The sequence below is a fragment of the Hymenobacter nivis genome (genome assembly GCF_003149515.1).
Taxonomy (GTDB): domain Bacteria; phylum Bacteroidota; class Bacteroidia; order Cytophagales; family Hymenobacteraceae; genus Hymenobacter; species Hymenobacter nivis.
The window spans coordinates 1194049-1208991 of the sequence record NZ_CP029145.1; the positions used below are offsets into that span (position 1 = coordinate 1194049).

A 14943-nucleotide genomic window follows, 5' to 3' on the forward strand; every position below is an offset into this window, starting at 1 on the left:
CCGCCGCACTTCGGGGAGGTGAGCCTTTCCCACCCAAGTTATTATGCGAAACGTTTCCTTTTCCCAAAGCCTGCTTTCCCTGCTGCTGGCCGCCAGCCTGGCCGGGGCTGGGCCCGCACCGCGCCGGCCGGCCCCGAAGCCCGCGCCCGCTCACACCTTCGCCTTGGGCCCCAACCACTTTTTGCTCGATGGCCAGCCTTTGCAACTGATATCGGGCGAGATGCACTACACCCGCATTCCGCGCGAGGCTTGGCGCGGTCGCCTCAAAATGGCCAAGGCGATGGGCCTGAACACCATCGGCACCTACGTGTTCTGGAACGTGCACGAGCCCCAGCCGGGCAAGTACGACTTCACGGGCAACAACGACGTTGCGGCCTTCGTGAAAATGGCTCAGGAGGAAGACCTATGGGTAGTGCTGCGGCCCAGCCCTTACGTATGCGCCGAGTGGGAATTTGGCGGCTACCCTTACTGGCTCCAGAACGTACCCGGCCTGAAGGTGCGCAGCCAGGAACCCCAGTACGTGGCGGCGTACAAGCGTTACATCGAGGCCGTGGGCAAGCAGCTCGCCCCGCTGCAAGTGGGCCACGGGGGTCCCATACTGATGGTGCAGATTGAAAACGAGTATGGTTCCTACGGATCTGACAAGCAGTACTTAGCACTAAATAAGCAGCTGTTTGAAGCCGCTGGTTTCGACGGCGTGCTTTACACCTGCGACCCGGCCAAGGACGTGGCCGCCGGCCACCTGCCCGGCCTGCTGCCCGCCGTCAATGGCGTGGACAAGCCCCGAGAGGTACGCCGCTTGGTGCAGGCCAACCACGACGGCAAGGGGCCCTATTATATTGCCGAGTGGTACCCGGCGTGGTTCGACTGGTGGGGCACGCCACACCACACAGTGCCTGCGGAGAAGTATGCCACTCCGCTCGACTCGGTGCTGCGGGCCGGGTTGTCGATTAATATGTACATGTTTCACGGCGGCACCACGCGCGGGTTTATGAACGGGGCCAATTTCAAGGGCGACACCTCGCACTACGAGCCCCAGGTGAGCAGCTACGACTACGACGCCCCGCTCGACGAAGCCGGTAATGCTACGGCTAAGTTCCGCGCCTTCCGCCAGGTCATTGCCAAGTACCGGCCGGCTAACCAGCCCCTCCCCCCCGTGCCGGCGGCCAAGCCCAGCGTGGCGCTGCCGGCCATGCAGCTCACACGCACAGTTAGCCTGCTCGACCGCCTACCCACCCCCATCGCCAGCGTCAAGCCCCTCACCTTCGAGCAGTTAAAACAGGCGTACGGCTTCGTACTCTACCGTACTACCGTAGCTGGGGGCGGCGAAAAGCTGCTCAAAATCCACGACTTGCGCGACTACGCCGTGGTGATGGTAAATGGCCAGCGTGTGGGTACGCTTGACCGCCGCGAGCGCCAGGACAGTATGCGCGTGCCGCTGCCGGCTGGGCCGGTACAACTGGATATTCTGGTCGAAAACCTGGGCCGCGTCAATTTTGGAGAGTACATGCTTCAGAACAACAAAGGCATCACCAAAAGCGTGAGCCTGGGCGGGCGCGAGCTGAGCGGTTGGAAGATGTACGGCCTACCCTTCGACCAAGCCCCGGCCGTAGCCAAGGCGAGCAGCGCGGCCCCCACGGCCAGCACCGGGCCGGTGCTGCGGGCAGGCACCTTTAATATGGCCGTGCCCGCCGACACCTACCTCGACCTGCGCCAGTGGGGCAAGGGTGTGGTGTGGGTGAACGGCCACCACCTGGGCCGCTATTGGGCCATCGGCCCCCAGCAAACCCTGTACTTACCGGCTGAGTGGCTTAAAAAAGGCCAGAACGACATTACGGTACTGGAGCTGCTCAAGCCCCAACAGGCTACCCTGGCTAGCCTCGACCATCCGATTCTCAACGAGCTGCGCCCAAGCGCGGCAGCCACAACCGTCGCGCCTTAACCAGCCGCTGGAAGCGCCCATTCGGCAAACCCGTACCCTGGGCCCACCAGGCGAATTTTCACCCCATTTTCGGCGAAAAACACCCCCCTGACGGGGTAACTCAGTCGGTACTTTTACCCCTCTGCTACACCCTCAGTGCTTGGGCCCCGGCCTCGCGTACAGCCCCCACACTACGTTCATTTTCCCACCCAGGGCCGGCCTCGGCTAACCCCCTACCCTTTGCCTATGCAAGCCAAATCTCTACTCCTGTGCGGAGCCTTGCTGCCCCTGACCGTGGCCGCCGCCCCCGCCACGCCCCCGGCTGCGCCCCGCGCGGTGGGGCCCGCGCTCCGGCACCGCGCCGTGGCGGCTACCCCCATCACCGGCACGGTGCTCGATGAGAAAGGTGCGGGCCTACCTGGCGTTACCATCGTGCTGAAGGGCACCACGACTGGCGCGACCACCGACGAAAACGGCCGCTTTTCACTGATTATTCCCGACGGGGTGAGTGGGGCGACGCTGGTCGTTTCGTCCATCGGCTACGACCGCAAGGAGGTGGCCGTGGGCAGCCAGGCTACTTTCAGCATCACCTTGTCGCCCAACTCGCAGAGTCTGGACGAAGCGGTAGTAATAGGCTACGGCACCCAGGAAAAGCGCAACCTCACCAATGCCGTAACCACGGTGTCGGGCGCCGAATTATCGAAAATTACCGTGTCGGACGTGGGCAGCGCCCTGCAAGGCAAGGCGGCTGGCGTGACGGTGGTGGGCGCGGGCTCGGAGCCGGGCTCGGCGCCCCAAATCCTGATTCGGGGGATTTCGACCATCAACGGCAACAGCCCGCTCTACGTGGTGGATGGCCTACCGGTGGCGAATATTAACTACCTAAACCCCAAGGATATTGCTACCTTGACCGTGCTCAAGGATGCCTCGTCGGCGGCCATCTACGGCTCGCGGGCGGCCAACGGCGTTATCCTGATTACGACCAAGGCGGGGGTAAAGGGCGAGTCGCGCCTAACGTTCGATGCTACCTACGGCGTGTCGAATCCCACCAATGTGCCGCACATGGCCTCGGCCAGCGAGTACGCCCGCATCATGAACCTGGCAGCCACCAACTCGGGCAACCCGGCGGTGTACGTCAACCCCGACCAGTACACCCAAACCACCGACTGGTGGAAAGAAATCGCGCAGCACGGCATCACGCAGAACTACTCGGTGGGTCTGTCAGGGGGCAGCGACAAAGTGGTATACTCCACGGGCTTGAGCTACTTTAAGGAGCGGGGCCTGGTGCGGAATTCGAACTTCGACCGCTTGTCTTTTCGGGTGAAGACGGAGTACCAGGCCGCCGAGCATTTGAAGGTGGGTGAGGACTTCAACATCTCGATGACCAGCCAGAACTACCTGAACAACGGCTCGCTGTTTCGGGACGCTTTTATCGACGACCCCATCACTTCGCCGCGCGTGGCGGGCACCTCCGGTAACCCCTACGACTATTATGGGGCCTCGCCCACCGACGCAGTCAATCCACTGGCCTTTATCGAGCGCAACGACGACCGCCGCAAGCAGTACTTTGTGGTCGGTACCGTGTACGCCAACTACGAGTTCCTGCCCGGCCTGATTGGTGAAAGCCGCTTTGGCTCAAACAACAATGTGTATCAGCGCGATGCCTTCAACCCCTTTTACACAATCGATGCCAATGAGCGCAACCAAGTGAATTCGGTGGTGCGCGAGCATAATCTTGAGATTAACTGGAACAACACCAACACCCTCAATTACACCCACTCCTTCGGCGACCACAATATTTCGGCGCTGGCGGCTTTCACCCTGGAGCGCTTCCAGACCAACACGGAGTACGCCTCGGGCCAGGCCATTCCGAGCAACGACCCCAGCCTGCGCTACCCCGACGCGGCTACCTCGGGCTTCGCCATCGGCGGCAACCGCTATACCAACACCATTGCCTCGCTCATCGGGCGCATCAACTACGACTACAAGGGTAAGTACCTGCTGGGGGCCAGCATCCGGCGCGACGGGGCCTCGGTATTCCCCGATGGTAACCGTTGGGGCACGTTCCCGGCCGTGTCGGTGGGCTGGCTGGTATCGGAGGAGAACTTCCTCAAGGATATGGCTGCCATCAACTTTCTGAAGGTACGGGCCAGCGTGGGCCGGGTCGGTAACCAGAACATTGCAAACCTCACCAACAGCGCCTACACCGGCAACATTGCCAAGACCTACTACGTGACCGGCCCTGACCGCGCCCTGCAGCTGGGCGCGGTGCAGAGCAATGTGCCTAACCCCAATGTGAAGTGGGAAACCGTGGAGGACTACAACCTGGGCCTGGACCTGGGCTTCCTGCAAAACCGCCTCACTGTGACGGCCGACTTCTTCCGGCGCAACACCTACGATATGCTCATGTTTCAGGCCATTCCGAGCAGTGCCGGCTACGGCTACAACAGTCCCGTCACCAACATCGGCAGCATGAACACCAAGGGCTTCGACTTTACGGTGGGCTACGCCCAGAATACGGGGGCCTTTACCTACGGCCTGAGCGTGAACGCTACCCGCGCCATCAGCCGCATCGATAAGCTGGCCAACGGCCAGGCCATTTACTCGGGTAATACGCCCGTCTTTGGGCGGCCTTCCAAGACGGAGGAAGGCGGCTACGTGGGCGCGTTCTACGGCTACCAGAACACGGGCATTTTCCAGAACCAGGGCGAGATTGATGCCTATAAATCGGCCAGCGGCACGCTCATTCAGCCCAACGCTAAGCCCGGCGACTTCCGCTTTGCCGACCTCAACGGCGACGGCGTGATTGATGAAAAGGACCAGCAGTACATCGGCAACCCTACCCCCAAGCTAACCTTCGGCGTGAACCTGAACCTGGGCTATAAGGGCTTCGACCTGCAAGCCTCGCTCATCGGTAGCCTAGGCAACGACCTGGTGAATGCCAACAAGGGCTGGTGGTACTCGGGTAGCTACAACTACAACAAGATTGCCGGCCTCGAAAACCTGGCTTGGCACGGCGAAGGCACCTCCAACTCGGTGCCCCGCATCGTGGCCAACGATAACAACCAGAACCTGACGCGCTTCAGCAATTTCTATGTGGAGAATGGCTCCTACGCCCGCCTGCGCAACCTCCAGCTGGGCTACACCTTTCCGAAGGCCATCACCAGCGTGCTGCACACCGCCGGCCTGCGCCTCTACGTGAGCACCCAAAACCTGCTGACCTTCACCAAGTACAGCGGAGTAGACCCCGAAGTCGGCAATGGCCGCTCGTACACCGACGGCGCCGGGGCCCTCAACCGGGGCGTAGACCTGGGCAACTACCCCACCGCCCGCACCTACCTGGTGGGCACCAACATCACATTCTAACCGCATCCCACCCGCCACTGTCATGAAAAATACCCGCATTACGCTCGCCCTGGTACTGAGCTTGGGCCTGGGCCTGCAAGGTTGCAAGACGTTTCTGGACCAGCCCCCACAAGGTCAACAAAACGTAAACAACTACTACTCAAACGCGGCCGAGTGCAAGGCGGCCGTGATGGGCTGCTATGCCCTCTCGGACCAGGACGACTGGTGGAAAATTGACCGCAGCCGCATGTTTGGCGACGCTGGCTCGGACGATGCCTGGAAGGGCAACGCCATTGCCGGCGACCAGCGCGAGTTTGGCGACTTCGCCCGCTTCTTCTGGCTGCCTAATAACGAGTGGTTTGATAACCGTTACACCTTTATCTACCAAGCCATTGGCAACTGCAACGCCGCCCTGGTAGGCATTGCGAAAGCTCCCATCGACCCGGCCTTGCAGCAGCAGCTCATCGGGGAGTTGAAATTTATTCGGGCTTACAACTATTTCGAGCTGGTGAAGGGCTACGGCGGTATACCGCTGGTGCTCACGCCCGTTACGCCGGCCGAGTCGATTAGTATTCCGCGGGCCTCGGCGGCCGACGTGTACGCCCAGGTTATCAAGGATATGCAGGAAGCCGCCGCCGCACTACCCGAGAAAAGCGCCCGCGCCAGCACCGACCTGGGCCGGGCCACCAAGGGCGCGGCCAACGGCTACCTGGCCAAGGCCTATCTCTACACCGAGCAGTGGGCCCTGGCCCAGCAAGCGGCCGAAACGGTCATCAACTCCAACCTGTACAACCTGAGTGGGGCCTTCAGCAACATCTGGAACGTAAACAACCCCAACGGGCCGGAGTCGCTATTTGAGTTAAACTACAGCCCTGAACAGGCCTTTAACGTGGGCACCTATCTCACGGTGGTAATGCGCAGCCGCGCTGATGGCGGCTGGGGCTTCAACACGCCCAGCAGCAACCTGGAGCAGGCCTTTATTCAGGAAAACGACCCACGCCGGCGGTGGACCATCATCAAGCAGGGCGACAACGTGGGGCCAAAAACAGCCAGCTTTGATTACTCGAGCTACGATACAAAGCTCTCGGAAAACGAGTCGGGTCGCACCAGCCGCAAGATGTTCCTACCCCTGGCCGACCGCCCCGCCAACGAGGGCAACCACTCGCCCCTCAACCGCATCGAGCTGCGCTACGCCGACCTGCTGCTCATGCACGCCGAGGCCTCCCAACACCTGGGCCAGGAAGCCAAAGCCTTAACTTCCTTGAACCTGGTGCGCGAGCGTGCCAACCGCTTGCAGCCCGGCACTGTACTGCCGCGTACCTCCGCGGGTGTGGTCCTGCTCAACCACATCTGGCTGGAGCGCCGCCTGGAGCTGGCTATGGAGGGCCACCGCTACTACGACCTCGTGCGCCAGCACCGCCTGGTGGCCGTGATGCAGGCTTTCAACGCCTCGCAGCTCACCAGCACCGACCCCTACGACAAGGGTAAGGTGAAGGACCAGATTTCGGACAAGAACAACTTCTTTCCGATTCCGACCAACCAAATTCAGCTTTCGGGTGGGGCGGTGGTGCAGAACCCCGGGTATTGATAGCCCTGGCGCAAGACCCTACCCCCGGCCCCTCCCCTTCGGGAGAGGGGAGCCATTCGCTAGCCACTAGCTCCATGCTAAACAGCCAATGGCTAGCAGCCGGTGGCTAACAGCTTCACGAAGAATCCCCCTCTTCCAAAGGGGGGGGGCGGGCGCGTTGCGGCAGGCTACCATTGACCTCCTTTCCTTTTTCCACCCACCATGCAAAACTCCTCCAATGCGCTGCCGCTCCTCGGCGGCACCCTGCTGCTGCTGGCCGCTAGCCTGGCCAGTTGCACCAAAAAAGACTTCCCCGTCGTGCCTCGGGCTACCGTGGCGCCATTCACCTACCCAGCCGCGCCCAACGCCGCGGGAGCGGCTGGCATTGCCGGCCTCAACTGGGCCGACCCACGCGACAATTTTACCGACGATGCCCTGGTACTCTCGGGCCTGGCGGCGGGCGACAACTACGCCACGGTGCAAACCAAGGCCGACGCTATTATCAGCGGTTTCCAGGCCCGGACCAGTGCTAATACCGTTCGGCTGCCCATTAACCCGCCCACCGCGACGGGCCCTGCTTGGGCGGCCTACCAGGGGGCCATCGATAAGGCACTGAGCAAGGGCATGAAGGTGGTTATTGGCTGCTGGGAAAGCAACTCGTCGCGCAATGGGCTGGTGGATGATACGACCCTGTTCTTCACCATGTGGCAGACAGTGGTTACCAAATACGGCGGCAACGCCAACGTGTACTTTGAGGTATTCAACGAGCCCCATGGCTACAGCCAGGCCGATTTGGCCAGCCTCTACACCGACTGGCTGAGTCGCTACCCCAACGTGCCACAGGGCCGGGTGCTGCTCGATGGCACCGGCTACGCTCAGAACATTACGGGCATCGGGGCCGATAGCCGCTTTAGCAGCTGCCTGCTGTCTATTCACTTGTACGATTTTTTCTACAGCAACCCCACCACTACGGCAGCCAGTTGGGAAAGCGCCTTCGCCGCCAACCTGGGCAGTTACGCCAGCCGGGCGGTGCTTACGGAATGGGGTGCCTTCATGACGACGGGTGTGAACTACAGCAGCGCCATCGCCGACGACGTAAAGAAGTCGTACGTACTGGGTATCAGTAATTACTGCCGCCAGCAGGGCATTGCCAGCGTGTACTGGCCCGGCCTGCGCACCAACGACCAGTACAGCCTCTTGCAGTTTGACGGCACCACTACCACCGTCAGCAACGCCTCGGGCCTGAGCCGCGTGCAGTTTGCTTGGGGCGTAGGCGCGGGCGGCACCGACGCCTTTTATACCTCGGCCAACTACCGCCTTATCAACCGCAACAGCAGCTTAGTGGTGGATGTCAACCAGGCTTCCACGGCCAACGGGGCGGGCATCATTCAATACGCCCAGAATGGCGGGAATAACCAGCAGTGGCAGCTCGCCGCTGCCAGCGGCTACTATACCATCAAGAACCGCAACAGCGGCCTCTTACTCGATGTAAATCAGGCTTCTACGGCTAATGCTGCTCCCATCATCCAGTACCAGGGCAACGGTGCTACCAACCAGCAGTGGCTGCTTGCGGCGGGCACCGATGGCTACTACAAAATCACGAACCGCAACAGCGGCCAGGTGCTCGATGTGAACGGTGCGTCGACGGCCACGGCGGCCGGCATTATCCAGTACCCCAGTAACGGTGGGGCTAACCAACAATGGCTGCTCTGGCAGCAATAGCCGAGGTAGCCAGCTGATTTTCAGACTTTTTATTTTTACCTATGTCTTTTTGGACGAAATGGCCGGGCCTGGGGCTATGTGCCACGCTGCTAGCCACCGCTAGCCCCGCCCGCGGCCAGGCCCCGCCCGCCGTAGTGACAACGGTGCGCATCGACCCTACCCGCCCCCACCAGACCATTGCCAACTTCGCCGCCTCCGACGCCTGGGCCTGCCAATTTGTGGGCCAGTGGCCAGCGGCCAAGAAGGAAGCCATCGCCGACTTGCTGTTCAGCCAGAAAAGCGGGCCGGGCGGCCAGCCCAAGGGTATCGGGCTGTCGATGTGGCGCTTCAACATCGGAGCAGGCAGCGCCGAGCAGGGTGCGGCCAGCGGCATCCAGGACGAGTGGCGGCGTACCGAATCGTTTCTGCTGCCCGCTGGCAGCTACGATTTCACCCGGCTAGCCGGGCAGCAATGGTTCCTGAAAGCCGCCCAGCGGCGGGGCGTGCGGCAGTTCCTGGGCTTCTTGAACAGCCCGCCCGTGTCGCTCACCGTTAACGGCAAGACTCACGCCGACAAGGACCAGACTAACCTGGCCCCGGCCAACTACGCCGCCCTAGGCAGCTACTGCGCCACAGTGGTGGCGGGCGTGAAGCAGGCTACCGGCATTACCTTCGATTACCTCAGCCCCATCAACGAGCCGCAATGGGACTGGAGCGGCGGCCAGGAGGGCAGCCCCTTCCGCAACGCGGAAATGGCGGGGGTAGCCCGTGCCACGAGCGCCGCCCTGGCCGCCCGGCACCTGCCGACCCGGGTGCTGTTATCGGAAGCCGGTAAGCTCACCTACCTCTACGAAACCGCCGATAAGCCCGAGCGCGGCGACCAGCTAGGGGCGTTTTTCGGCAACAAAACGGCCCCTACTTACTTAGGTGCGACGCCCCAGCTAGCGCCCATCATCGCCGGGCACAGCTATTTCACTACTTCGCCCGCCACGGCGGCGGTAGCGGTCCGCCGGCAGCTGGCGGCGCGGGTAGCGGCCGTGCCGGGACTCAGCTTCTGGCAGTCAGAATATTGCATTTTGGGCGGCAACGAGGGTGAAATTAACGGTAGCTCCCGCGATTTGGGTATCGCACCGGCACTGTACCTGGCCCGCATCCTCCACTACGACCTCGCCGTGGCCGATGCCGCCGCCTGGCAGTGGTGGCTAGCCATCTCGCCCAATGACTACAAGGACGGCTTGGTCTACATCGACCAAAACAAGACCGACGGCCGGTACTACCCCAGCAAAATGCTATGGGCTCTGGGCAACTACAGCCGCTTCCTGCGCCCCGGTGCCGTGCGCCTCACCGCCCAGCTCACCGACTCGGCCCGCACCGACCAGCCCCTGGTATCGGCCTTCAGAAGCGCGAACGGCAAGCAATTGATTACCATCGTAGTAAACGACCACGATGCACCGGCCACCGTGCAGTTGGTGCTCAGCGGCCAGCGGCGGCTGGGGGCCGGTCAGGCTTATGTCACCTCGGCCACCGCCGACTTGCAGCCTGGCTCCGCCATGCCAGCCGGCCAGACGTTGCGGGCGGCCCCGCGCTCCATTACCACGCTTGTGAGCGAGCTGCGCTGACGCAGCACCCCACGGGGGTCCTGCGAGGCGCTGCGTCAGCGCAGTATCACTTACGCTACTTACCCCGTTAATTAGTATGCTGCTGAACAACAATTTAACCAGCCGAATTTCCCTGGTAGCCGCCAGCTGCCTTCTCCTATCCACCCTCCCAGCCCGGGCCCAGCGCCAGCAGCTACTCTTCAACGCCGACTGGAAATTTCACCTTGGCGACGCGCCCGGCAGCGAGCAGCCCAGCGCCGCCGATAAGGGCTGGCGCGCGCTTAGCCTGCCCCACGACTGGAGCATCGAGGGGCCCTACAGCCAGCAGTGGGCCAGCGCCACGGCCTACCTACCGGGCGGCGTAGGCTGGTACCGCAAGACATTTGCCGTGCCCGCGGGCTTCCGCTCGAAGCAGGTATTCATCTACTTCGACGGGGTGTATAAAAACAGCGAAGTGTGGCTCAACGGGCATTTTTTAGGCAAGCGGCCCAGCGGGTTTGCCTCCTTTCAGTACGAATTGACGCCTTACCTACACACCACCGGCCCCAATGTACTAGCGGTGAAAGCCAACCACAGTGAGGTGGCCGATTCGCGCTGGTACACCGGCTCGGGCATCTACCGCAACGTATACCTGCTGGCGACCGCGCCGGTACATATTCAGCCGTGGGGGGTGGGCTTTACCACCCCCCAGGTGAGCGCCAGCGCCGCCACGGGCCGGGTATCGGTAGCCTTTGCCAATGCCTCAACCAAGGCTATTACCGTATTGGTTACCAGCACGCTGATCGATAGCACGGGCCAGGCCGTAGCCTCGGCGCAGCAGACTGTACCTACCCGGCCGGGGGCCAACGGCACGGCTAGCCTGACTTTCCAAATTAAGCAGCCAGCGCTGTGGTCGGCCGCGCACCCGCACCTATACCGGCTGCGCACCACCCTCGCCGTAGCCGGCCGGCCCATCGATGAAGTAACCGAGGAAGTAGGTGTACGTAGCCTTCGCTTCGAGGCTGACCAGGGCTTTTTCCTAAACGGCGAAAATCTCAAGCTCAAAGGCGTGTGCATTCACGACGACGCAGGCGCACTCGGCGTGGCCGTGCCGCCCGAGGTGTGGGAGCGCCGCCTGCGCAAGCTCAAGACGATGGGCTGCAACTCTTTGCGCATGAGCCACAACCCCCACGCCGATTACCTATACCGCCTCTGCGACCGCCTGGGCTTTTTAGTGATGGATGAGGCCTTCGACGAGTGGGAGCGCGGCAAAAACAAGTGGGTAGCCGGCTGGAACGTAGGTACGCCCAGCCAGGTCGGCGCGCACGAGTACTTCAAGGAGTGGGCCGACCGCGACCTGCGCGACATGATACTACGCAACCGCAACCGCCCGAGCATCATCCTGTGGAGCATCGGCAACGAAATCGATTACCCCAACGACCCCTACACCCACGAGGTTCTCAACACCGGCCACAACCCTCAGATTTACGGCAAAGGCTACCTACCCACCCACCCACCGGCCAGCGAGATGGGTCCGCTGGCCCGCCACCTGGTGGCCGTAGCCAAGCAGGCCGACCGCTCGCGGCCCATCACGGCGGCGCTGGCGGGCGTGGTCATGTCAAATTTCACCGACTACCCTAGCGCGCTCGACGTGGTGGGGTACAATTACCAAGAATTTCGCTACCCCGAAGACCACAAGCAATACCCTAACCGCGTCATGTACGGCAGTGAAAACGGCATGGGCCGCGCCGCCTGGACCGCCGTTGATAGTAACGCCTACGTGTCGGCCCAGTACCTGTGGACTGGTATCGACTACCTCGGCGAGGCCGGCCGCTGGCCCGAGCGCGCCAACGGCGCGGGTCTGCTCGACATGGCTGGCTTCGAGAAGCCAGAGTATTACTACCGCCAGAGCCTGTGGACCAGCGCCCCCATGCTTGCGCTGGCTACCACCGGAGTGCCCGCCGCCGGCCAGCCAGCTTGGTCGCACCGCGCCACTGCCTCCAGTTGGAACTGGGACGCTGGCCACCCCGTGCACGTGGTGGCCTTCACCACCAACGACACCACTGAGCTATTTCTCAACGGCCAGTCGCTGGGCCGCAAAACGGGCCGCCAGCCCGCCTGGGACGTACCCTACCAGCCCGGCGAACTGCGCGCCACCGGCTACCGCCACGGCCACCCCGTGAGCGAGGCTGCGCTACGCACCGCCGGTCCGGCTGTCGCTCTGCGCCTTAGCACCGACTACGAAACTTTGGCTGTTAGTGCCCACGGCCTATCCCAGCTGGAGGTAACCCTTGTGGACGAGGCTGGAACCCCCGTAACCACTGCCACCGACGCAATTACTGTGGCCCTCACCGGCCCCGCCCGCCTACTGGGCGTCGAGAACGGTAACCGGGATAGCCACGAGGTCCTGACCGCGCCCCAGCACCGCGCCTACCAGGGCCACTTGCTGGTGTACGTGCAGGCCACGGGGGTAGGGCCTATTCGGGTGGCGCTCACTGCCCCCGGCCTGCGCGGAACGAACGCGGAGCTACAAGCCAAATAAGCAAGGCGAGCATTTCTTGTTTTCTCTTTTCCATCAGTAGCGTTTTTATAAACTGATTAATAAGGATTTATCGTCTTTCTTAAAATTAGCTGGTCCTACATATGAAGTCCCCTTCAAAATGAGTCAGTCAAAAATAAAAGTCGGGTAGTTTGGCAAAGATCCCTGGGAGTTAAGAAGTTAAGGTCCTCATGGGGCCGCAGGTGGTCGTAATTGTACTGCCAACATTGGTACTATTCGCGCACCTGGCGCAGGCTCGTAAAAAGGATGGCATTGAGCAGTTTAGGGTGTTGTTAAACAAATAGGGGAAAACCTCCAAGTCCGTGGCCAACTGGTGCGGTTGCTCGTGATAAGGTGCAAAAGCGACGTAAGAGCATCGAAAACCCGATAGTCTTACACGCTCCTTAACGCAATCGAAAGAAGGTAGCGAAAACGAACGTTAAGACTATTATTACGCCCTTTCACTAGGTAATGTTCTATCAGCCAGCACGCTAACCATGAAAATTAGGTGGTTGTGCGGCTGAGTCGGAGGTTTTACCCTATTTGTTTAACAACACCCTCCAAACGGTTCCGTCCTTGGGTCGTAGTGAGCCGGGCCTTCGACTGTTTTAGCGCCCGTTTTGGGTCAAGCAGTAGGTGGCAATGCCTAACAGCAACCAAGCGTGTGTTGATGATTCCTTCGCCTTGTCAATGGCCAGGATCGTTTGCAAAAGCACATTCGCTCCGTTGGCCAGGGCCTCCGGTTTGGTGAATTCTTTGTACGAATGGCTGATGCCCCCCACACTGGGAACGAAAATCATAGCCACCGGAGCAATCCAGGCAATTTCTTGGGAATCATGGCCCGCACCACTTTGCATTAATTTCGTGCTAAGACCCAAGGCTTTGGCGGAGGCCTGGACGGCTTGCTGCAGTGCCTTGTTCGTGAGGGCCGGTTGTGATTCGTTTGCTTGCCGAGCAAACCGGATGGTGGTTTTGCTTTCCAGGGCGATGGCTGCGGCCCGTTTTTCTATCTCCCGAAAGAGCGTTTCAATTTTACCGGCGGATAAATCCCGAATCTCCAACCCCAGGACCACTTTGCCGGGAATGACATTGTACGCCCCGGGGGTTAGGTCCATTTTGCCAATGGTGCCCACCTGGTTTCCTGGTACCGAGCCGATAACCTCATTGACCGCGATGATTAGTCTGGCGGACGCCAGCAAGGCGTCTTGCCGCAGGTTCATGGGGGTGGTGCCCGCGTGGTTGGCAAAACCTTCCACGGTAACTTCCCAGTGCACAATGCCCACAATGCCTTCCACCACGCCGACCTGCACATTTTCCCGCGCCAAAATGCCCCCTTGTTCGATGTGTAATTCCAACCAAGCGCGCAGGTCCCCTTTTTTTCGGACGCACGACGAAATGTTGTCCGGATTGCCTCCGATCGCCTTGATTCCTTCCGCCATGGTCAACCCGCTTTGGCTTTTTTGGTGCAACCCCGCGGCGGTCAACCGGCCCGCCATGGCCATGCTGCCAATGGTGCCGCCTTCTTCGTTGGCAAAAATGATGACTTCCAGCGGGTGCTCGGTGAGCGTTTTGTGTTCGTTCAGCACCTCAATGACTTCCAAGGCACCGATGGAACCCAACGGGCCGTCGTAGTTGCCCCCGTCGGGAACCATGTCCAGGTGCGAACCGAAGGCAATGGGTTTGAGCGAGGGGTTTTTTCCTTTTCGTTTGCCGATGATGTTGCCCGCGGCGTCAATCGCTGGGTCAAGCCCCGCCTTTTTCATCAGCGCCATGAACCACGCCCGGCCTTCCAGGTCGCCTTGGGTAAACGCAACCCGGTAGCCGTGGCCCTGGTCGTTCCGGCCGAATTTGGACAGTTCAACAAGGCGGGTGAGGAGGCGCTGTTGGTTTACGGTAAGCGTGTTGCCTGAACCAACAGGTTTACTGTAGGAAGCCAGTAGACCCAATGCACTGACGCCCATTGCCGTTAAAGACGTATTTTTAAGGAAGGTTCTTCTTTTCATTGTTTTGGGTTAACGCCGGATTGACGCAAGTCTTACTTTAGCATGGTCTTCCTTTAGCATGGGTTGTCCCCACGGCTTGCGGACACGGAACAGGAAGTGCGGCAGGTGGACTGTTTTGCCACGGCCGGCTCGGCACCGCAGCCGGTTGAAAAAGCGTGAAGCGGCGGTTAATCACAAAACGCCCAAGTGAAATGCGACGGCCTATTGCCACCGCAACCCAGCACCATGGGTCAAGGCCGCCTCTTTTCCGGCACCGGGGTGCAGCAAGGGTGCAGCATAGCCCTTTCCCC

The 14943-nt window shown here is 61.1% G+C and carries 7 protein-coding genes; 6 read left to right on the top strand and 1 reads right to left on the bottom strand.

Annotated elements, in window-relative coordinates; genetic code table 11:
• Window positions 1-43: 43 nt before the first annotated feature.
• The 6 genes from DDQ68_RS05195 (at window position 44) to DDQ68_RS05220 (ending at window position 12653) form a co-directional block, all read left to right on the top strand.
• Window positions 44-1942, top strand: coding sequence for a glycoside hydrolase family 35 protein (locus DDQ68_RS05195; protein ID WP_109655359.1), 1899 nt, complete (start codon window positions 44-46; stop codon window positions 1940-1942).
• 225 nt (window positions 1943-2167) lie between these two features.
• Window positions 2168-5287, top strand: coding sequence for a SusC/RagA family TonB-linked outer membrane protein (locus DDQ68_RS05200; protein ID WP_109655360.1), 3120 nt, complete (start codon window positions 2168-2170; stop codon window positions 5285-5287).
• Between the two features lie 22 nt (window positions 5288-5309).
• The gene (locus tag DDQ68_RS05205) at window positions 5310-6854 is read left to right on the top strand and encodes a RagB/SusD family nutrient uptake outer membrane protein (RefSeq protein ID WP_109655361.1); all 1545 of its coding nucleotides are present in this window, start codon (window positions 5310-5312) and stop codon (window positions 6852-6854) included.
• 201 nt (window positions 6855-7055) lie between these two features.
• Window positions 7056-8555, top strand: coding sequence for an RICIN domain-containing protein (locus tag DDQ68_RS05210; RefSeq protein ID WP_162549870.1), 1500 nt, complete (start codon window positions 7056-7058; stop codon window positions 8553-8555).
• A 41-nt stretch (window positions 8556-8596) separates the two neighbouring features.
• Window positions 8597-10153 carry a glycoside hydrolase gene (locus DDQ68_RS05215; RefSeq protein WP_109655362.1) on the top strand — a complete coding sequence of 519 codons (1557 nt, stop codon included), beginning with the start codon at window positions 8597-8599 and terminating at the stop codon, window positions 10151-10153.
• A gap of 76 nt (window positions 10154-10229) precedes the next feature.
• On the top strand, window positions 10230-12653 hold the full coding sequence (locus tag DDQ68_RS05220; protein WP_109655363.1) for a glycoside hydrolase family 2 TIM barrel-domain containing protein: 2424 nt from the start codon (window positions 10230-10232) through the stop codon (window positions 12651-12653).
• Window positions 12654-13258: 605 nt separating this feature from the next.
• Here the strand turns inward: DDQ68_RS05220 and DDQ68_RS05225 are convergent.
• Entirely contained in the window at window positions 13259-14653 is a 1395-nt protein-coding gene (locus DDQ68_RS05225) for a Zn-dependent hydrolase (protein WP_245897318.1), read from the bottom strand.
• Window positions 14654-14943 lie beyond the last annotated feature (290 nt).

Coding starts and splice junctions, on each gene's coding strand:
- DDQ68_RS05195 (WP_109655359.1), top strand. CDS start 44: ATGCGAAACGTTTCCTTTTCCCAAAGCCTGCTTTCCCTGCTGCTGGCC.
- DDQ68_RS05200 (WP_109655360.1), top strand. CDS start 2,168: ATGCAAGCCAAATCTCTACTCCTGTGCGGAGCCTTGCTGCCCCTGACC.
- DDQ68_RS05205 (WP_109655361.1), top strand. CDS start 5,310: ATGAAAAATACCCGCATTACGCTCGCCCTGGTACTGAGCTTGGGCCTG.
- DDQ68_RS05210 (WP_162549870.1), top strand. CDS start 7,056: ATGCAAAACTCCTCCAATGCGCTGCCGCTCCTCGGCGGCACCCTGCTG.
- DDQ68_RS05215 (WP_109655362.1), top strand. CDS start 8,597: ATGTCTTTTTGGACGAAATGGCCGGGCCTGGGGCTATGTGCCACGCTG.
- DDQ68_RS05220 (WP_109655363.1), top strand. CDS start 10,230: ATGCTGCTGAACAACAATTTAACCAGCCGAATTTCCCTGGTAGCCGCC.
- DDQ68_RS05225 (WP_245897318.1), bottom strand. CDS start 14,653: ATGAAAAGAAGAACCTTCCTTAAAAATACGTCTTTAACGGCAATGGGC.